At 71.5% G+C, this 18,535-nt stretch carries 20 protein-coding genes and 1 pseudogene; 18 read left to right on the forward strand and 3 right to left on the reverse strand.

What is annotated here, in order from left to right; translation table 11 throughout:
• The 4 genes and pseudogenes from AAG827_RS19335 to AAG827_RS19350 form a co-directional block, all read left to right on the forward strand.
• Nucleotides 1–330, forward strand: a pseudogene (locus AAG827_RS19335) (hypothetical protein); the annotation flags it as partial.
• Nucleotides 331–385: 55 nt separating this feature from the next.
• Nucleotides 386–1,396 (forward strand): NADPH:quinone reductase, encoded by a 1,011-nt coding sequence (locus AAG827_RS19340; RefSeq protein ID WP_341927850.1) that lies wholly within the window; start codon nt 386–388, stop codon nt 1,394–1,396.
• A 36-nt stretch (nt 1,397–1,432) separates the two neighbouring features.
• Nucleotides 1,433–1,987, forward strand: a complete 555-nt coding sequence (locus tag AAG827_RS19345; RefSeq protein WP_341927851.1) for a type 1 glutamine amidotransferase domain-containing protein — start codon at nt 1,433–1,435, stop codon at nt 1,985–1,987.
• A 30-nt stretch (nt 1,988–2,017) separates the two neighbouring features.
• On the forward strand, nt 2,018–2,473 hold the full coding sequence (locus AAG827_RS19350) for an NUDIX domain-containing protein (RefSeq protein ID WP_341927852.1): 456 nt from the start codon (nt 2,018–2,020) through the stop codon (nt 2,471–2,473).
• Here the strand turns inward: AAG827_RS19350 and AAG827_RS19355 are convergent.
• The 3 genes from AAG827_RS19355 to AAG827_RS19365 all read right to left on the reverse strand — a co-directional run bounded on the left by AAG827_RS19355 (nt 2,457) and on the right by AAG827_RS19365 (nt 4,169).
• The gene (locus AAG827_RS19355) at nt 2,457–2,855 is read right to left on the reverse strand and encodes a DUF1232 domain-containing protein (RefSeq protein ID WP_341927853.1); all 399 of its coding nucleotides are present in this window, start codon (nt 2,853–2,855) and stop codon (nt 2,457–2,459) included. The genes AAG827_RS19350 and AAG827_RS19355 overlap by 17 nt on opposite strands.
• Before the next feature lie 12 nt (nt 2,856–2,867).
• Nucleotides 2,868–3,437, reverse strand: coding sequence for a helix-turn-helix domain-containing protein (locus tag AAG827_RS19360; protein WP_341927854.1), 570 nt, complete (start codon nt 3,435–3,437; stop codon nt 2,868–2,870).
• A 324-nt stretch (nt 3,438–3,761) separates the two neighbouring features.
• Entirely contained in the window at nt 3,762–4,169 is a 408-nt protein-coding gene (locus AAG827_RS19365) for a PPOX class F420-dependent oxidoreductase (RefSeq protein ID WP_341927855.1), read from the reverse strand.
• A gap of 172 nt (nt 4,170–4,341) precedes the next feature.
• Between AAG827_RS19365 and pyrR the strand changes: the two genes are divergently transcribed.
• The 14 genes from pyrR to AAG827_RS19435 form a co-directional block, all read left to right on the forward strand.
• Nucleotides 4,342–4,950 (forward strand): bifunctional pyr operon transcriptional regulator/uracil phosphoribosyltransferase PyrR, encoded by a 609-nt coding sequence (pyrR, locus tag AAG827_RS19370; RefSeq protein WP_341927856.1) that lies wholly within the window; start codon nt 4,342–4,344, stop codon nt 4,948–4,950.
• On the forward strand, nt 4,947–5,924 hold the full coding sequence (locus tag AAG827_RS19375; protein WP_341927857.1) for an aspartate carbamoyltransferase catalytic subunit: 978 nt from the start codon (nt 4,947–4,949) through the stop codon (nt 5,922–5,924). The genes pyrR and AAG827_RS19375 overlap by 4 nt, the downstream gene beginning before the upstream one ends.
• A complete protein-coding gene (locus tag AAG827_RS19380; protein WP_341927858.1) occupies nt 5,921–7,219 on the forward strand; it encodes a dihydroorotase in 1,299 nt (432 codons plus the stop codon). Before AAG827_RS19375 ends, AAG827_RS19380 begins: the two co-directional genes overlap by 4 nt.
• Nucleotides 7,216–8,361 carry a glutamine-hydrolyzing carbamoyl-phosphate synthase small subunit gene (carA, locus tag AAG827_RS19385; RefSeq protein WP_341927859.1) on the forward strand — a complete coding sequence of 382 codons (1,146 nt, stop codon included), beginning with the start codon at nt 7,216–7,218 and terminating at the stop codon, nt 8,359–8,361. The genes AAG827_RS19380 and carA overlap by 4 nt, the downstream gene beginning before the upstream one ends.
• 1 nt (nt 8,362) lies before the next feature.
• Nucleotides 8,363–11,686, forward strand: a complete 3,324-nt coding sequence (carB, locus tag AAG827_RS19390) for a carbamoyl-phosphate synthase large subunit (protein WP_341927860.1) — start codon at nt 8,363–8,365, stop codon at nt 11,684–11,686.
• On the forward strand, nt 11,683–12,771 hold the full coding sequence (locus AAG827_RS19395) for a quinone-dependent dihydroorotate dehydrogenase (protein WP_341927861.1): 1,089 nt from the start codon (nt 11,683–11,685) through the stop codon (nt 12,769–12,771). The genes carB and AAG827_RS19395 overlap by 4 nt, the downstream gene beginning before the upstream one ends.
• A 27-nt stretch (nt 12,772–12,798) precedes the next feature.
• Nucleotides 12,799–13,965, forward strand: coding sequence for an alpha-hydroxy-acid oxidizing protein (locus AAG827_RS19400; RefSeq protein ID WP_341927862.1), 1,167 nt, complete (start codon nt 12,799–12,801; stop codon nt 13,963–13,965).
• A gap of 32 nt (nt 13,966–13,997) precedes the next feature.
• Nucleotides 13,998–14,813, forward strand: coding sequence for an orotidine-5'-phosphate decarboxylase (gene pyrF / locus AAG827_RS19405; RefSeq protein WP_341927863.1), 816 nt, complete (start codon nt 13,998–14,000; stop codon nt 14,811–14,813).
• Nucleotides 14,810–15,283: a hypothetical protein gene (locus tag AAG827_RS19410; RefSeq protein WP_341927864.1), complete on the forward strand. Its 474-nt coding sequence runs from the start codon at nt 14,810–14,812 to the stop codon at nt 15,281–15,283. Before pyrF ends, AAG827_RS19410 begins: the two co-directional genes overlap by 4 nt.
• A 152-nt stretch (nt 15,284–15,435) precedes the next feature.
• Nucleotides 15,436–15,756 carry an integration host factor, actinobacterial type gene (gene mihF, locus AAG827_RS19415; RefSeq protein ID WP_341927865.1) on the forward strand — a complete coding sequence of 107 codons (321 nt, stop codon included), beginning with the start codon at nt 15,436–15,438 and terminating at the stop codon, nt 15,754–15,756.
• The gene (gene gmk, locus AAG827_RS19420; RefSeq protein WP_341927866.1) at nt 15,749–16,351 is read left to right on the forward strand and encodes a guanylate kinase; all 603 of its coding nucleotides are present in this window, start codon (nt 15,749–15,751) and stop codon (nt 16,349–16,351) included. The genes mihF and gmk overlap by 8 nt, the downstream gene beginning before the upstream one ends.
• A 45-nt stretch (nt 16,352–16,396) precedes the next feature.
• Nucleotides 16,397–16,729 carry a DNA-directed RNA polymerase subunit omega gene (gene rpoZ / locus AAG827_RS19425; protein WP_091114885.1) on the forward strand — a complete coding sequence of 111 codons (333 nt, stop codon included), beginning with the start codon at nt 16,397–16,399 and terminating at the stop codon, nt 16,727–16,729.
• 31 nt (nt 16,730–16,760) lie between these two features.
• Nucleotides 16,761–17,996, forward strand: coding sequence for a bifunctional phosphopantothenoylcysteine decarboxylase/phosphopantothenate--cysteine ligase CoaBC (gene coaBC, locus AAG827_RS19430; protein ID WP_341927867.1), 1,236 nt, complete (start codon nt 16,761–16,763; stop codon nt 17,994–17,996).
• A gap of 76 nt (nt 17,997–18,072) precedes the next feature.
• A partial coding sequence (locus AAG827_RS19435) for an S-adenosylmethionine synthetase N-terminal domain-containing protein (protein WP_341927868.1) occupies nt 18,073–18,535 on the forward strand: 463 nt, incomplete at its 3' end.

Raw genomic sequence — 18,535 nt, forward strand, 5'->3', positions numbered from 1 at the left:
GCCGAGGCGGCCGACCTGCTCGTCATCACCAGCACCGTGCGCGAGGACACCGGCTACAGCGGCCTGTGGATGCTCGACGCGCTGCAGGACGCCGGCATGCAGAACCTGAAGTACAAGGCCGTCACGGTCCTCTCGGACCCCTCGGCGCAGGTGGACAGCAAGCTGGCCCACGACCTCGTGCAGGTCTACGAGCAGCGCACCCGCGCGGTCTACCGCGTGCCCTACGACCCGGCTCTCGTGTCCGGCTCGATCGTGCCCTACGCACAGCTCTCCGACGCGACGAAGATGTCGTGGCTGCGGGCCTGCGCCGGGATGGCAGCGGCGCTCTGACCTGGGCGGACGGGTGCGCTGGAATGTCTGAGCGACGTGTGGTGCTGGGACTGACATGCGAGCAGTCGTCTACTCCCAGACCGGTCCGTCCTCCGTCCTGAGCCTCGTCGAGCGCGACGTCGCAGAGCCCGGTCCCGGCGAGGTCCGGGTCCGGGTGGTCCGGGCGGGGGTGAACCCCACCGACTGGAAGTTCCGCGCCGGCATGCCCCAGGGCTACGACGAGGTCGTGCCCGGGCAGGACGGCGCCGGCGTCGTGGACGCGGTCGGCGAGGGGGTCGAAGACCTCGCTGTGGGGGATCGCGTCTGGCTGATCCTTGCGCAGCACGGTCGCGCCTACGGCACCGCGGCCGAGCTGACCGTCCAGCCGGCCGAGCTCGTCGTACGCCTCCCCGACGAGGCCGACTTCGACCTCGGGGCGAGCCTCGGCGTCCCGGCGGTCACGGCCCACCGGGCCCTGACAGCGGCCGAGGGCGGTCCGACCCGCCTGGGGCCCGGAGCCCTCGAGGACAAGACGGTCCTGGTGGCCGGTGGAGCGGGTGCGGTCGGCAACGCCGCGATCCAGCTGGCCCGCTGGTCCGGAGCCACGGTCGTCACGACCGTGAGCAACGACGAGAAGGCCGCCCTGGCCATCGCCGCGGGCGCCCACCACGTCGTGAACTACCGCAAGGGCGACACCGCCGCGGCCATCCTCGAGGTCGCGCCGGACGGGGTGGACATCGTCGTCGAGGTGGCGCCGGCGCAGAACAACGAGCTCGACCTCGCCGTGACGAAGAACCGCGGCACGATCGCGATCTACGCCAACAACGGCGGCGACTCGTTCTCCGTCGAGATCCGACCCACCTTCTCGCGCAACCTGCGCTACCAGTTCCTGCTGCTCTACACGCTCGGCAACGACCTCGTCTCGGCTGCGGCCGAGGACATCAACGCCGCCATCGTCGCGGGTGCCCTGCGCGTCGGCGAGGAGGTCGGGGTGCCGCTGCACCACTACGCCCTCGAGGAGACCGCTGCGGCGCACCAGGCGGTCGAGGACGGTGCCGTCGGCAAGGTCCTCATCGACGTCGGGTGATCGCGTGAGCGGTCCTCGGCGTGGGTACCGGTGGACATGACTGCAGACCTGACTGGAAAGAAGATCGCCTTCCTGCTCGACAACTCCGGTGTGGAGCAGGTCGAGCTCACCACCCCGTGGAACGCCCTGCGCGACGCGGGCGCCGAGACGACCCTGGTCGCGCCCGAGCAGGGCACCGTCCAGGCCTTTGAGAACGACGTCGAGAAGGCTGACACCTTCGAGGCTGACCTGGCGGTCTCGGCCGCCGCGGTCGAGGACTTCGACGCGCTGGTCCTCCCGGGTGGGACGACCAACGCCGACGCTCTCCGGCTCGACGCCGGCGCGGTCGCGCTGGTCAAGGCGTTCGCCGAGGCGGGCAAGCCGGTCGCGGCGATCTGCCACGGCCCCTGGGCCCTGGTGGAGGCTGATGTGCTCGGCGGCAAGACGCTCACGTCGTACCCCTCGTTGCAGACCGACGTCCGCAACGCCGGCGGCACCTGGGTCGACGAGCAGGCGTTCACGTGCCCGGCCAACGGCTGGACCCTCGTGACCAGCCGCAACCCCGACGACCTCGACGCCTTCGTCCTGGCGGCGGCCGCTGCCTTCGCCTGATCCACGTCTGAGCGCTTGTAGCGTGGGCGGATGCCGATCCCCGACTTCGTCGTCCGCCTGCGCGAGCGCATCGGCCACGACCTGCTGTGGCTGCCGGGAGTGACCGCCGTCGTCCTGCGTGACGACGGGATCCTCCTGGTCGAGCGCGCCGACAACGGGCAGTGGGCCCCCGTCACCGGCATCGTCGACCCGGGGGAGCACCCCGAGGTCACGGCGGTGCGCGAGACGCTGGAGGAGACCGGTGTCGTCTGCGAGGTGGAGGCGCTGGTGTGGGTCAACGTCACCTCGCCGATCACGCACGTCAACGGCGACCTCGCGCAGTACCTCGACCACACCTACCTGTGCCGCTACGTCTCCGGTGAGGCCCACGTCGGCGACGACGAGTCGGTCTCGGTGCGGTGGTGCCCCCTCGACGAGCTGCCCGAGATGCAGCCGGTGCTCCTCGAGCGCATCCAACGGGCGGTGGCGCTCAGAGCAGGCGCGTGATGGTCGCCAGTCCCTGGGGCGTGCCCGGCCAGTGCCGGTGCAGTGCGTCGGGACCGGCACTGCGCACCACCGAGCGCAGGGCGAGCGCGACGACCACCACGTCGTCGGCGTAGCCCACCACCGGGATGACGTCGGGCACCAGGTCGAGCGGCACCGCGAGGTAGGCCAAGGTCAGCCAGAGCCGCCACCGGACTCCGCGAGGCAGCGTCGGGTCTGCAGCGAGGCGTCGGAGCAGGCGTACGACGTCGGGCAGCAGGCGCAGCGCCTCCCGGAATGACGTCGGGTCGCCCTGACGGCTGGCGGCGTAGAGAGTCACGACGAGCACGGCCCACACCATCAGCAGACCGCCCACCATGCTCAGCACCACGTCCAGCACGTCCACCCGCGCAGGGTGTCATGCGGCGGAGCGGTCGATCAGGTCGGCGGCCAGCCGCTGGAGGAGCTCCTGCGCTGCCGGAAGCGGCATCGGGTCCTCCGGCCTGCACAGCGCGACAGCGAGTCCGTCGATCGCGGCGACCAGCAGGTCGAGGTCGGTGGGCCCCAACCGGTGGTCGAGAGTGTCGTCCAGAAGCGCCCGGTCCTCGGCCCGTGCCCACCACATCGTGTGGTGCAGCGCCTCCTCGTCGCGGTCCAGCTCGCACCATGCGAGCCAGGCTCGGACGTCGAGCACCTCCTCCGGCTCGCGCGGGAGGAACGCCAGGACCCCGTCGCGTCGGGCACGCTCCTGCATCCGCGCCGTCCGTGCCCGGCTCGTGGCGAGCGCGGCGACGGCGAGCATGTGTCGGCGTGAGCCGTAGTGGAGGCTCAGCGCGGCAGGACTCAGCCGGCACTCGGCGGCGATCGCGCGCATGGTCAGGGCCGAGGCGCCGCGTGTGGCGAGGAGGAGGTTGACCGCGTCGGCGATGGTGCCGGTGCGGGTCGTCGTGTCGAGGAGTCGGGGAGTCGGGGCATGGCGCGATGCCACCACGGATGGGGCTGGTGGCGCTCGGCTCCTCCCCAGGCTGCGGGCGTGGGTCGTGTCCGCGGGTGTGCTCCTGCGGGGTGGTCAAACGGTTGGCCATCTCGGGTGGGCGCTGTTCTTGGGGGTGGGGGGGCTTGGTGGTGCGGGCGAGGCGGCGTGGAGCGGGTGCCGGGTTCCCCCGGGTGTGCGCGTGGCCGTGTCCGCGGGTGTGCTCCTCCGGGGTGGCCAAACGATTGACCACCTCGGGAGGGCGCTCTCCTCGGAGGTCCGCCGACCCGTCGAGGTCCGTCGACGGGGCAAGGGCACCCCGCGCGGGGGGTCGGCTCGTCAGTCCTTCGCCGCACCCCACCCGTGCCACCGATCCACCACGAACCACGCGTTGACCCGCGGGCTGTCGCGGGTGGGGTAGGGGCGGTCGGCGTAGTGGGTGCTGAGCCGGTCGATGCCGACCAGGCCCTCGTCGTCGGACATCTCGACGACGCGGCCGATGAGCGAGACGTGGGTGTACCAGTCGCCGCCGTCGAGGACGGTCAGCGTGACGCGGGGGTCGCGGCGCAGGTGCTTCACGCGGACCCGGCTGTGGTCCATGTTGAGCAGGACGCGGTCGTCGTCGTCGAGCGCGTACCAGGTCGCCACGGAGACCGGGGCGCCGTCGGAGCGCAGGGTGGTGACGACGGCGGGGTTGGGCTTGTGCAGCAGGGCACGGACGTCGTCGGGGAAGGGCAGCTCGGGCACGGGGACCTCCTGAGATAGGTCCCGCCAACCTAGCCAACGGCGACAGGTGTCCGCTGGCCGAGAAGCCTGCGAGCCCGTACGCCGGTCCCCTCCCGGCTGCGGTAGCGTGACGCCCGATCGACATCCTTTAACGAGCCGTCCTGTGAGGCGGAGAAGGAGGTCAAGCACGCTCGTGTGTGCCCAGCCTGCCCCCGGACCGACCGACCCCGCCGGACCGCCTCCGGGCCGCGTGGTCCTCGATGCCCGTGACATCTCCCGGGCCCTGACCCGCATCTCCCACGAGATCCTCGAGCGCAACAAGGGCGCCGGCGACCTCGTCCTGCTCGGCATCCCACGCCGCGGCGTGCCGCTGGCGCAGCGGATCGCCGCCCGCATCTCCGCGGTCGAGGGCATCGAGGTGCCGGTCGGGTCCCTCGACATCACGCTCTACCGCGACGACCTGCGGATGAAGCCGGCGCGGGCCCTGCTGCCGACCGAGATCCCGTCGGGGGGCATCGACGGCAAGGTCGTGGTGCTCGTCGACGACGTCCTCTTCTCCGGTCGCACGATCCGCTCGGCCCTCGACGCCCTCGGCGACGTGGGCCGACCACAGGCCGTGCGCCTCGCGGTCCTGGTGGACCGGGGCCACCGCGAGCTGCCGATCCGCGCTGACTTCGTCGGCAAGAACCTGCCGACCTCGCTGGTCGAGCGGGTGAGCGTGCGCCTGGCGGAGACCGACGACATCGACGCGGTGTCCATCAGCGGTCTGCCCGACGCCCTGGCCGAGGGGAGCCCCGCGTGAAACGCCACCTGCTCAGCGCCGCGGACCTGACCCGCGACGACGCGATGCTGGTCCTCAAGACCGCGGAGGAGCTGCGCTCCCTGGCCGACCGGCCGATCAAGAAGCTGCCCGCCCTGCGGGGGCGCACGGTGGTCAACCTCTTCTTCGAGGACTCCACCCGCACCCGCATCTCCTTCGAGGCGGCTGCCAAGCGCCTCAGCGCCGACGTCATCAACTTCTCCGCCAAGGGATCGAGCCTGTCCAAGGGCGAGAGCCTCAAGGACACCGCGCTGACCCTGGAGGCGATGGGCGCCGACGCGGTGGTCGTGCGTCACGGCGCGAGCGGTGCCCCGCACCGGCTGGCCCACTCCGGCTGGGTGCGCTCGAGCGTCGTCAACGCCGGCGACGGGACCCACGAGCACCCCACCCAGGCCCTGCTCGACGCCTTCACCATGTGGCGCCACCTCGGCCAGGGCGGCAACGACCTCGAGGGTCGCCGGGTGGCGATCGTCGGCGACGTCCTGCACAGCCGGGTCGCCAGGTCCAACGCGCTGCTGCTAAGGACCCTCGGTGCGGAGGTCACGCTGGTCGCCCCGCCGACGCTCTTCCCGGTCGGCATCGACACCTGGGGCGTCGAGACCTCCTACGACCTCGACGCCGTGCTGCCGAAGGCCGACGTCGTGATGATGCTGCGCGTCCAGCGCGAGCGGATGAACGCCTCGTTCTTCCCGACCGCCCGCGAGTACTCCCGCCGCTACGGCCTCGACGGCAAGCGGATGCGCGCCCTCCAGGACCACACGATCGTCATGCACCCGGGTCCGATGGTCCGGGGCATGGAGATCACCGCCGACGTGGCCGACTCCGACCGCTCGGTCATCGTCGAGCAGGTCACCAACGGCGTCGCGGTCCGCATGGCCGTCCTCTACCTCCTCCTCAGCGGCGCCGACGGCGCCGACCACCACGGGGCTGCACCAGAAAGCGAGAACGACGCGTGAGCGCGTACCTGATCAGAGACGTCTCCATCCTCGGCGGAGACGCGACCGACCTGCTCCTGGACGGCGGCCTCGTCGCCGCCATCGGCGCAGGCCTGACCGCGCCCGGGGAGCCGGGAGACACCGTGGAGATCGACGGCACCGGCCTGGTCGCCCTCCCCGGCCTCGTCGACCTCCACACCCACCTGCGCGAGCCGGGTCGTGAGGACGCCGAGACCGTCGACTCCGGCACCCAGGCCGCGGCCCTGGGCGGCTTCACCGCCGTGCACGCCATGGCCAACACCGAGCCGGTCGCCGACACCGCCGGGGTCGTCGAGCAGGTCTGGCGCCTCGGCCGCGAGGCCGGCCACTGCGACGTCTACCCGATCGGAGCGGTGACGGTGGGCCTCCAGGGCGAGCAGCTCGCCGAGCTCGGCGCCATGGCCGACTCCGCCGCCCGGGTCCGGGTCTTCTCCGACGACGGCAAGTGCGTGAGTGACGCGGTGCTCATGCGCCGCGCGCTGGAGTACGTCAAGGCCTTCGACGGCGTCATCGCCCAGCACGCGCAGGAGCCGCGCCTCACCGAAGGCGCCCAGATGAACGAGGGCGAGCTCTCCGGGCGCCTGGGCCTCACCGGCTGGCCGGCCGTCGCCGAGGAGGCGATCATCGCGCGCGACTGCCTGCTCGCCGCGCATGTCGGCTCCCGCCTGCACGTCTGCCACGTCTCCACCGCCGGCTCGGTCGAGATCGTCCGCGACGCCAAGCGCAAGGGCTGGAACGTCACGGCCGAGGCGTGCCCGCACCACCTGCTCCTCACCGACGAGCTCGCCGAGACCTACGACCCGATCTACAAGGTCAACCCGCCGCTGCGCACGGCCGCCGACGGCGCCGCACTGCGGGCCGGCCTCGCCGACGGGACGATCGACATCGTCGCCACCGACCACGCACCGCACCCGCACGAGGACAAGGACTGCGAGTGGGCCGCCGCCGCGTTCGGCATGCTCGGGCTGGAGACCGCGCTGTCGATCGTGCAGGAGACGATGGTCGACCCCGGGTTGCTCGACTGGGAAGGAGTCGCGGACCGGATGTCCTACGCCCCCGCACGCATCGGTCGGGTCGCGGACCACGGCCAGCCGATCGAGGTGGGAGCACCCGCCAACGTGGTGCTCTACGACCCGGCCGCCCGCCGCACCGTGGTGCCCTCGGAGTCGGCGTCGCTGAGCCGCAACACGCCGTACGCCGGCATGGAGCTGCCCGGCCGCGTCGTCGCGACGTTCCTGCGTGGCACCGCCACCGTCCTCGACGGGAAGATCCAGTGAGCGCCCGGGCACAGGGTCCGGCCCTGCTCGTCCTCGAGGACGGCCGCACCTTCCACGGCGAGGCCTACGGCGCGACCGGCGAGACCTTCGGCGAGGCCGTCTTCAACACCGGCATGACCGGCTACCAGGAGACGCTCACCGACCCGTCCTACCACCGCCAGGTCGTCGTGATGACGGCCCCGCACGTCGGCAACACCGGCGTCAACGACGAGGACCCCGAGTCGAGCCGCATCTGGGTCGCGGGCTACGTCGTGCGTGACCCCGCCCGCGTGCCGAGCAACTGGCGCTCGCAGCGCAGTCTCGACGAGGAGCTGCGCACCCAGGGCGTCGTCGGGATCTCCGGCATCGACACCCGCGCCCTCACCCGGCACCTGCGCGAGCGCGGCGCCATGCGGGTGGGCATCTCCACGACCGAGACCGACCCGGCCGCGCTGCTGGCCCGCGTCAAGGCGTCCATCGAGATGGCCGGCGCCGAGCTGGCCGGCGAGGTCTCCACCCAGGAGGCCTACGTCGTGCCGGCGATCACCGGACCCGGCGAGGAGCCGCGCTTCCGCGTCGCCGCCCTGGACCTCGGCATCAAGACCATGACGCCGCACCGGATGGCCGAGCGCGGCATCGAGGTGCACGTGCTCCCCGCGACCTCGACGCTCGAGGAGGTGCTGGCCGTGCAGCCCGACGGGCTGTTCTTCTCCAACGGCCCCGGCGACCCGGCCGCGACGACCCACCAGGTCGAGCTGCTGCAGGGCGCGCTGGCCCAGGACCTGCCCTACTTCGGGATCTGCTTCGGCAACCAGCTGTTCGGGCGCGCGCTGGGCTTCGAGACCTACAAGCTCACCTACGGCCACCGCGGCATCAACCAGCCGGTCATGGACCGCACCACCGGCAAGGTCGAGGTCACCGCGCACAACCACGGCTTCGCCGTCGACGCGCCGCTGGAGGGGGAGACCGTGACGCCCTACGGCGTCGCGACGGTCAGCCACGTCTGCCTCAACGACGACGTGGTCGAGGGCCTCGAGCTCCGCACGCCCGAGGGAGCGCTCAAGAGCTTCTCGGTGCAGTACCACCCCGAGGCCGCCGCCGGCCCGCACGACGCGGCGTACCTCTTCGACCGGTTCGTCCAGCTCATGACGAAGGAGGCCTGACATGCCGAAGCGCGAGGACATCAAGAGCGTCATGGTGATCGGCTCCGGGCCGATCATCATCGGCCAGGCCTGCGAGTTCGACTACTCCGGCACCCAGGCCTGCCGGGTGCTGCAGGAGGAGGGGATCCGGGTCATCCTGGTCAACTCCAACCCGGCGACGATCATGACCGACCCGGAGTTCGCCGACGCGACCTACGTCGAGCCGATCACGCCGGAGTACGTCGAGAAGGTGATCGCCAAGGAGCGCCCCGACGCGCTGCTGGCGACCCTCGGCGGCCAGACCGCCCTCAACGCCGCCATGGCGCTCGACAAGGCCGGCATCCTGGAGAAGTACGACGTCGAGCTGATCGGTGCCTCCATCGAGGCGATCGACCGGGGCGAGAACCGCCAGGTCTTCAAGAAGATCGTCGAGGACCTCGGCGGCGAGTGCTCCAAGTCGGTCATCTGCCACACCATGGAGGACTGCCTCGGCGCGGCCGACCAGCTCGGCTACCCGATGGTGGTGCGCCCCAGCTTCACCATGGGCGGCACCGGCTCCGGCATGGCCTACGACGAGACCGACCTGCGCCGCATCGCCGGCGCCGGCCTGGCCGCCAGCCCGACCACCGAGGTGCTCCTCGAGGAGTCGATCATCGGCTGGAAGGAGTACGAGCTCGAGGTCATGCGCGACACCGCCGACAACGTGGTGATCGTCTGCTCGATCGAGAACGTCGACCCGATGGGCGTCCACACCGGCGACTCGATCACCGTCGCCCCCGCGATGACGCTCACCGACCGTGAGTACCAGGCGATGCGCGACCTCGCGATCGGCATCATCCGCTCGGTGGGCGTCGACACCGGCGGCTGCAACATCCAGTACGCCGTGAACCCGGCAGACGGTCGCCTCATCGTCATCGAGATGAACCCGCGCGTGTCGCGGTCCTCCGCCCTGGCGTCCAAGGCGACCGGCTTCCCGATCGCCAAGATCGCCGCCAAGGTCGCCATCGGCTACACCCTCGACGAGATCGCCAACGACATCACCACGCGCCCCGACGGGCAGAGCACCCCGGCCAGCTTCGAGCCGACGCTCGACTACGTGGTCGTGAAGATCCCGCGCTTCGCCTTCGAGAAGTTCCCCGGGGCCGACCCGACGCTGACGACCCACATGAAGTCAGTCGGCGAGGCGATGGCGATCGGCCGCAACTTCACCGAGGCGCTGCAGAAGGCGTTGCGCTCGCTGGAGAGCCCGGACGCGGTCTTCGACTGGCACCAGGAGTGGGTCGAGCTCGATAAGGATGCGCTGCTGCGCGAGATCGAGGTGCCGCACGACGGCCGCCTCAAGAAGGTCATGGACGCGCTGCGTGCCGGAGCCACCGCGCAGGAGGTGTTCGAGCACACCAAGATCGACCCGTGGTTCGTCGACCAGCTGCTGCTGATCAACGAGATCGCCGAGGAGGTCACGGCCGCACCGGAGCTGACGCCGTTGCTGCTGCGCCGCGCGAAGCGGCACGGCTTCTCCGACGCCCAGATCGGCAAGATCCGGGGCATGACGCCCGACGTCGTACGCGGGGTGCGGCACGCGCTGGGCATCCGACCGGTCTACAAGACCGTCGACACGTGCGCCGCCGAGTTCGCCGCGTCGACGCCCTACCACTACTCCTCCTACGACGAGGAGAGCGAGGTGCAGCCGCGCGAGCGGCCGGCCGTGATCATCCTGGGCTCCGGGCCCAACCGGATCGGGCAGGGCATCGAGTTCGACTACTCCTGCGTGCACGCCTCGCTCGCGCTGAGCTCGCCGTCGATGCCGGGCGGCGGCTACGACACGATCATGGTCAACTGCAACCCCGAGACCGTGTCGACCGACTACGACACCTCCGACCGGCTCTACTTCGAGCCGCTCACGCTCGAGGACGTGCTCGAGATCGTGCACGCCGAGACGCTGGCCGGCCCCGTCGCCGGGGTCATCTGCCAGCTCGGCGGCCAGACCCCGCTCGGCCTGGCCCAGGGGCTCGAGGACAACGGTGTCACGATCGTCGGCACGTCCCCGGCCGCCATCCACCTCGCCGAGGAGCGCGGTGCGTTCGGCCGGGTGCTGCGCGACGCCGGGCTCCCGGCGCCCAAGTACGGCATGGCGACCAGCTTCGAGGACGCCCACCGGATCGCGGCCGAGATCGGCTACCCGGTGATGGTGCGCCCGTCGTACGTCCTGGGCGGGCGCGGCATGGAGATCGTCTACGACGACGACTCCCTGGAGGGCTACATCGGTCGCGCGACCCACATCAGCCCGGCCCACCCGGTGCTGGTCGACCGCTTCATCGACGACGCGGTCGAGATCGACGTGGACGCGCTCTACGACGGCAGCGAGCTCTTCCTGGGTGGCGTGATGGAGCACATCGAGGAGGCCGGCATCCACTCCGGCGACTCCTCCTGTGCGCTGCCGCCGATCACCCTCGGCGCGGCCGAGATCATGCGGATCCGCAAGGCGACCGAGGCGATCGCCGCCGGCGTCGGGGTCCGCGGGCTGCTCAACATCCAGTTCGCCCTGGGCTCCGACGTGCTCTACGTCCTCGAGGCCAACCCGCGCGCCAGCCGCACGGTCCCGTTCGTCTCCAAGGCCACGGCCACGCCGCTGGCCAAGGCGGCGGCCCGCGTGATGATGGGGGAGTCGATCGCCGAGCTGCGCACCGCCGGGATCCTGCCGGCCGAGGGCGACGGCGGCACGCTGCCGGCCGACCAGCCGATCGCGGTCAAGGAGGCGGTGATGCCGTTCAACCGGTTCCGCACCCCCGACGGCGCCCAGGTCGACACCATGCTCGGACCGGAGATGAAGTCGACCGGCGAGGTCATGGGCTTCGACGCCGACTTCGGCACGGCCTTCGCCAAGGCCCAGGCCGCGGCGTTCGGCTCGCTGCCGCGCTCGGGCAAGGTCTTCGTCTCGATGGCCAACCGCGACAAGCGGCACATGATCTTCCCGATCAAGGTGCTCGCCGACCACGGCTTCGAAATCCTCGCGACCCAGGGCACGGCCGAGGTGCTGCGGCGCAACGGCGTGCAGGCCACGATCGTGCGCAAGCACTTCGAGGGCACCGGCCCCCAGGGCGAGAAGACGACCGTGCAGCTGATCCTCGACGGCGAGATCCAGCTGGTCATCAACACGCCCAACGGCTCGGGCTCGGGCAGCTCGGCGCGCGTCGACGGTTACGAGATCCGCACCGCCGCCGTGATGGCCAACATCCCGTGCATCACCACGGTGCAGGGCCTCGGCGCTGCCGTGCAGGGCATCGAGGCGCTCGAGCGCGGCGACATCGGCGTGCGGTCGCTGCAGGACTGGGCCCGCCGGTCGTGACGCCGTACTCCCTGCTCTTCGACCACGGCCTCGCCCGCATCGATCCCGAGGTCGCCCACCACCTGGGCTTCCGCGGGCTCCGGGTCGCGGCGCCGGTGCTGAAGGGCGTCGACCGGATCGTCGGGACCGGCACACCGGTGCAGGCGCTCGGCCTCACCTTCCCCAACGTCCTGGGGATGGCGGCCGGCTTCGACAAGAACGCCGTCGGCATCGACGCGCTCGGGGCGCTCGGCTTCGGGCACGTCGAGATCGGCACGGTCACGGGGGAGGGCCAGCCGGGCAACCCGACGCCGCGGCTCTTCCGGCTCACCGACGACCGCGCGGTCGTCAACCGGATGGGCTTCAACAACGACGGTGCGGAGGTGGTGGCCGCCCGGCTCGCGGCTCGAGGTCTCGACAAGCTCGACCGACGAGGGGGGCTCGACCGACGTGGGAAGGGCCCGGTGCTCGGGGTCAACATCGGCAAGACCAAGGTCGTGCCCGACGACGACCAGGCGGCCGTGGAGGCCGACTACGAGAAGAGCGCGCGGCTGCTCACGCCGCACGCCGACTACCTCGTCGTCAACGTCAGCAGCCCCAACACCCCCGGCCTGCGCAACCTGCAGTCGGTGGAGAAGCTCCGGCCCCTCCTCGAGCACGTACGCCGGACGGCCGACGAGGCCGCCGACCTCGCGGGCCGCAGCGCTCGGGTGCCCCTGGTGGTCAAGATCGCCCCCGACCTCGCCGACGAGGACGTGCTGGCCGTCGCCGACTTGGCACTGGCCATCGGGCTCGACGGCATCATCGCCACCAACACCACGATCTCGCGCGACGGACTGCGGAGCACGGCCGCGAAGATCGAGGAGATCGGCGCCGGCGGACTCTCGGGCCGACCGCTCACGGCACGCTCGCTCGCGGTGCTGCGGATGCTCAAGCAGCGGGTCGGCGACGACCTGACGCTGATCGGCGTCGGCGGCATCACCACGGTCCAGGAAGCGCAGGACCGCCTCGACGCCGGGGCCGACCTGCTCCAGGGCTACACGGCCTTCATCTACGAGGGCCCGCTGTGGCCGCGCCGTATCGTGCGGGGCGTCCGGACCGCATGACCTCCGGCACCGACACGAAGGAGCGAGATGACCGGCTTCGGTGACTACCAGATCGAGCTCTACCTGGGCGCGTTGTCGGGGGTGCTGCCGCCGCACCCGTTCACCTTCGCCGACCTCGAGCGTGACGCGCTGGCCGCACTTCCACCGGAGCTGCGCACTTACGTGGCCGGCGGCAGCGGCGACGAGGCCACGCAGCGCGGCAACGTCGAGGCGTTCGGACGGTGGGCCCTGGTGCCGCGGATGCTGGCCGGCGCAGCCGAGCGCGACCTGTCCGTCGAGCTCTTCGGCAAGCGCCTCGCCAGCCCGCTGATGATGGCGCCGGTCGGCGTCATCGGGATCTGCACGCCCGACCAGCACGGCGACATCGCCACGGCGCAGGCCTCGGCGCAGACCGGCGTACCGATGATCGCCTCGACCCTCATGAGCGACCCGCTCGAGGAGGTCGTGCCCCACACCGGGGACACGCCCTCGTGGTTCCAGCTCTACACACCGAAGGACCGCGACCTCGCTGCCTCGCTCGTCTCGCGGGCCGAGGCGGCCGGCTACGACGCCATCGTGGTCACCCTCGACACCTGGGTGCCGGGCTGGCGACCGCGCGACCTGGCCAGCGGCAACTTCCCGCAGCTGCGGGGCAAGGCCCTGGCCAACTACACCTCCGACCCGGTCTTCCAGGCGATGACCGGGCCCGACCCCGACCCGGCCACCACGGTCTTCACGTGGGTCGGCACCTTCGGCAACCCCCTGTCGTGGGACGACCTGCCGTGGCTGCGCTCGCTCACCGACCTGCCGCTGGTGCTCAAGGGCATCTGCCACCCCGACGACGCGCGGCGAGCCCTCGACGGGGGAGTGGACGGCATCTACGTCTCCAACCACGGCGGCCGCCAGGCCAACGGCGGCGGCTCGGCCCTCCAGTGGCTGCCGGGCGTCGTCGACGCGGTGCGCGAGCACGGCGACGCACCCGTGATCTTCGACTCCGGTGTGCGCACGGGTGCCGACGTGGTGAAGGCCGTCGCGCTGGGTGCCGACGCGGTCGCGATCGGGCGCCCCTACGCCTACGGTCTCGCCCTGGGTGGCGTTCCCGGCGCCGTGCACGTGCTGCGCTCGCTGCAGGCCGAGGCCGACCTGGTGATGGCCGTCGACGGCTACCCGGCGCTGGCCGACCTCACCCGCGACGCGCTCGTGCGCTGCGACTGACCCCTCACGCGACCACGACCCCAGGAGACCCCATGACCTTCGGTGCCCGACTCCACGCGGCGATGGCCGATCGCGGCCCGTTCTGCGTCGGCATCGACCCGCACGCCGGCCTGCTCCACGAGTGGGGCCTGGCCGACGACGTCGCCGGGCTCGAGCGCTTCGCGCTGACCGTCGTGGAGGCGGTGGCACCGGTGTGCTCGGTGGTCAAGCCGCAGTCTGCGTTCTACGAGCGCTTCGGCAGCCGCGGCGTCGCCGTGCTCGAGCGGGTGATCGCCGACTCGCGCGCGGCCGGTGCGCTGGTCCTGCTCGACGTGAAGCGCGGTGACATCGGCTCGACCTCCCAGGCCTACGCCGACGCCTACCTCGACCCGACCTCGCCGCTGGCCTCGGACGCGATCACGGTCAGTCCCTATCTCGGCTTCGGCTCGATCAGCCCGATGATCGACACCGCGCGCCAGCACGACGCCGGCGTCTTCGTCCTCGCGCTGACCTCCAACAAGGAGGGCCCGGAGGTGCAGGCGGCGCGCACGGAGGACGGGCAGAGCGTCGGCGGGCTGATGATCGAGCACCTGCGCCGGCTCAACGAGGGCGCCGAGCCGCTGGGCTCCTTCGGAGCCGTCGTCGGCGCCACGATCGGTGAGACCGACGTCGACCTCGACTTCAACGGGCCGATCCTCGCGCCGGGCTTCGGTGCGCAGGGCGGGACGCCCGCCGACATCCGACGGATCTTCGGCCCGGCGACCGGCAACGTGATCGCCAGCAGCTCGCGCGAGGTGCTGCGGCTCGGACCCGACGTGACCGCGATGCGCGACGCCGTGCGCACCGCCAACGAGGCGCTGCGCGGATGAGACGATCCGGCTCCGCCCGCCGCCGCCGCAGCAGCGCCGCCGCGGTGGTCGCAGCACTGCTCCTGGCCGGCTTCTCGGGCTGCGGGGAGGACGACCCCTTCGCGGACTACTGCGCCGAGGTGGAGGAGCAGCAGAAACCGCTCAGCGAGGCGTTCGCCGGTGGTGGCCCGACGGCCCTCATCGAGGCGCTGCCGAGCTTCCAGGCGCTCCAGGAGAAGTCGCCCGGCGACATCTCCGACGAGTGGGGTCTGCTCGTGGGACGCATCGAGACGTTGGTCGAGGCGCTGGACGCGGCCGGGGTCGACGCTGCGACCTACGACCGCGACGCCCCGCCCGAGGGCCTCTCCGACGACGAGAAGACCGCCATCGACGCTGCCGCCGGGGAGCTGGCGACCCCGGCCACGGCGGCCGCCCTGGAAGGTGTCCAGCAGCAGGCACGCGACGTCTGCAAGGCACCCCTGAGCTTCTGAGCCCGGCGCGCGACGCCAGTGAGGACTGGGGAATCCGCGCAAACTGGAACAGGTTCTCGTCGCGCGATTGCCGGTCCGTCGGGGTTCTGACTAGATTGACCCCTCAGCGGCGCTGCTCCCGCCGCACTGACGACCGAGAAGGACCGTTCCTCGTGGCTCTGCCCCCCCTCACACCCGAACAACGCCAAGCGGCGCTCGACAAGGCTGCCGCCTCCCGCCGCGAGCGGGCCGAGGTCAAGAACCGCCTCAAGAACTCCGGTGCCTCGATCACCGACGTGCTGCGCCAGGGCGGGACCAACGAGGTCATCGGCAAGATGCGCGTGGTCGACCTGCTCCAGTCCATGCCCGGCCTGGGCAAGGTCCGTGCCCGTCAGACCATGGAGCGCCTCGGCATCGCCGAGAGCCGCCGGGTCCGTGGGCTCGGCACCAAGCAGGTCGCCGCCCTGGAGCGCGAGTTCGCCCCGGGTGACTGACACCGAGCACGCGACGACCCGGCCCACCCGGCTGGTCGTCCTGGCCGGTCCCACCGCCGTCGGCAAGGGGACCGTGGCCGCAGCGATCAGGGAGCGCCACCCCGAGGTCTGGATCTCCATCTCGGCGACCACCCGCACGGCGCGGCCCGGCGAGGTCGACGGCGTCCACTACTGGTTCGTCTCCGACGAGGAGTTCGACCGGCTCGTGGCCGAGGGTCAGCTGCTGGAGTGGGCCGTGGTCCACAAGGCGGCCCGCTACGGCACCCCGCGCCGTCCCGTCGAGGAGGTCCTGGCGGCCGGTCGCCCCGCGATGCTGGAGATCGACCTCCAGGGGGCCCGGCAGGTCCGCGAGACCATGCCGGAGGCGCTCTTCGTCTTCCTCAAGCCCCCGTCGTGGGACGAGCTGGTGCGCCGGCTGGTCGGTCGGGGCACCGAGACGGAGGAGGAGCGAGAGCGCCGGCTCGACACCGCGCGGCACGAGCTGGCCGCCGAGCCGGAGTTCGACGTCACCATCGTCAACCACGAAGTTCACGCTGCGGCCGATGAGTTGGTATCCTGGATGGTGCTCGACTCCGAGCAGCATCCACACCAGTAGTGACCAGTAGTCATTTCCAGCCAACCGACTTGTGAGGCTTCACGCGTGTCTGCCCCCAACATCGACGCTCAGGGTGTCACCAACCCCTCGATCGATGACCTGCTCACCAAGACCGACAGCAAGTACAAGCTGGTCCTCTACAGCGCCAAGCGCGCCCGTCAGATCAACGCCTACTACTCCCAGCTGGGCGAGGGCCTGCTCGAGTACGTCGGTCCCCTCGTGGACACCCACGTCCAGGAGAAGCCCCTCTCGATCGCGCTGCGCGAGATCAACGAGGACCTGCTGACCTGCGAGGACGTCGACCCCGCGGAGCTCGCCGCCGAGGAGGCCGCTGCCAAGCAGGCAGCCATCGACGCCTCCTTCACGTCGCACGAGTGATCCGCTGACCACCAGCGTCTCCCACGAGGCCGTGTCCCCGACGGGGACACGGCCCCGTGTCGTCCTGGGGGTCGCCGGCGGCATCGCGGCCTACAAGTCCTGCGAGCTGTTGCGCCGCCTGACCGAGTCCGGCCACGACGTCACGGTGACCCCGACGGCGTCCGCGCTCGAGTTCGTCGGCGCCCCGACATGGGCTGCGCTCTCGGGCAAGCCCGTCTCCGCCTCGGTGTGGGACGACGTGCACCAGGTGCCGCACGTGCGGATCGGGCAGACCGCCGACCTGGTCGTGGTCGCCCCGGCGACGGCCGACCTGCTGGCCAAGGCCGCCCACGGGCTCGCTGACGACCTGCTCACCAACACCCTGCTCACCGCGCGCTGCCCGGTCGTCTTCGCCCCGGCGATGCACACCGAGATGTGGGAGCACCCCGCCACCCAGGCCAACGTCGCCACGCTGCGCGCCCGCGGCGCGCTCGTGATCGAGCCCGCCGAGGGGCGTCTCACGGGCAAGGACACCGGCAAGGGCCGCTTGCCGGAGCCGAGCGAGATCTTCGCGGTCTGCGTCGACGTGCTGGCCCGCGGCTCGGCTGCCACCTCCCACGACCTCGCCGGTCGGCGGGTCGTCGTGTCCGCCGGCGGCACCCGCGAGCCGCTCGACCCCGTGCGCTTCCTCGGCAACCGCTCGTCGGGCCTCCAGGGCTATGCACTGGCCCGTGCCGCCGTCGCCCGGGGCGCCGAGGTCACGCTCGTCGCGGCCAACGTGACGCTCGCGGACCCCGCCGGGGTCAAGGTCGTGCGCGTCGAGACGACCGCCGAGCTGCACGCCGAGGTCGTCGCGGCGGCCTCCGGCGCCGATGCCGTGGTCATGGCCGCAGCCCCCGCCGACTTCCGTCCGGCCGGGGTGAGCGGCGCCAAGATCAAGAAGGCCGACGACGGCTCGGCCCCCAGCATCGAGCTGGTGCAGAACGCCGACATCCTCCACGAGATCTCCCACGACCGCAGTCGCCCCGACGCCGTCATCGTCGGCTTCGCCGCCGAGACCGGGGACGCCACCGGATCCGTGCTGGAGCTGGCCACCGCCAAGCTGGCGCGCAAGGGCTGCGACCTGCTCGTCGTCAACGACGTCAGCGGGGGAGCGGTCTTCGGCAGCGCCGACAACGAGGCGGTGATCCTGGCCGCCGACGGCGAGGTGACCGACGTACCCCGTGGATCGAAGACGACCGTCGCCCACGCCATCTGGGACCAGGTGGCCCGTCGATTCGGTGCGTGAGACGCCCATCTTGCATGCTGGTCCCCAGCAATAAGTTGGACCAGGTCGAGATCGCCTAACGGGAGTGAGTAGCGCTGTGGTGGGACGTCTTTTCACGTCGGAGTCCGTGACCGAGGGTCACCCCGACAAGATCGCTGACCAGATCAGCGACTCGGTGCTCGACGCGATGCTCGAGCAGGACCCGCACAGCCGGGTCGCCGTCGAGACGCTGCTGACCACCGGCCTCGTGGTCGTGGCCGGCGAGGTCACCACGACCGGCTACGTCGACATCAAGGCCAAGGTCCGTCAGCGGATCCTCGACATCGGCTACGACTCCTCCGAGAAGGGCTTCGACGGCAACTCCTGCGGCGTCATGGTCGCCATCGGCGGCCAGTCCGGCGACATCGCCCAGGGCGTCGACACCGGTCACGAGAGCCGCACGGGCTCCGTGGACGCGATGGACAAGCAGGGCGCCGGCGACCAGGGCCTGATGTTCGGCTACGCGTGCGACGACACCGACGTGCTGATGCCGCTGCCGATCGTGATCGCCCAGCGCCTCG

Origin of the sequence: Nocardioides psychrotolerans (assembly GCF_943371775.1) — a bacterium.
In the GTDB taxonomy this organism is placed as follows: Bacteria; Actinomycetota; Actinomycetes; order Propionibacteriales; family Nocardioidaceae; genus Nocardioides; species Nocardioides psychrotolerans_A.

Bases quoted from the DNA above. Each gene is read 5' to 3' on its own strand.
- AAG827_RS19340 (WP_341927850.1), top strand. From the start codon at position 386: ATGCGAGCAGTCGTCTACTCCCAGACCGGTCCGTCCTCCGTCCTGAGC.
- AAG827_RS19345 (WP_341927851.1), top strand. From the start codon at position 1,433: ATGACTGCAGACCTGACTGGAAAGAAGATCGCCTTCCTGCTCGACAAC.
- AAG827_RS19350 (WP_341927852.1), top strand. From the start codon at position 2,018: ATGCCGATCCCCGACTTCGTCGTCCGCCTGCGCGAGCGCATCGGCCAC.
- carB (WP_341927860.1), top strand. From the start codon at position 8,363: ATGCCGAAGCGCGAGGACATCAAGAGCGTCATGGTGATCGGCTCCGGG.
- AAG827_RS19400 (WP_341927862.1), top strand. From the start codon at position 12,799: ATGACCGGCTTCGGTGACTACCAGATCGAGCTCTACCTGGGCGCGTTG.
- pyrF (WP_341927863.1), top strand. From the start codon at position 13,998: ATGACCTTCGGTGCCCGACTCCACGCGGCGATGGCCGATCGCGGCCCG.
- AAG827_RS19410 (WP_341927864.1), top strand. From the start codon at position 14,810: ATGAGACGATCCGGCTCCGCCCGCCGCCGCCGCAGCAGCGCCGCCGCG.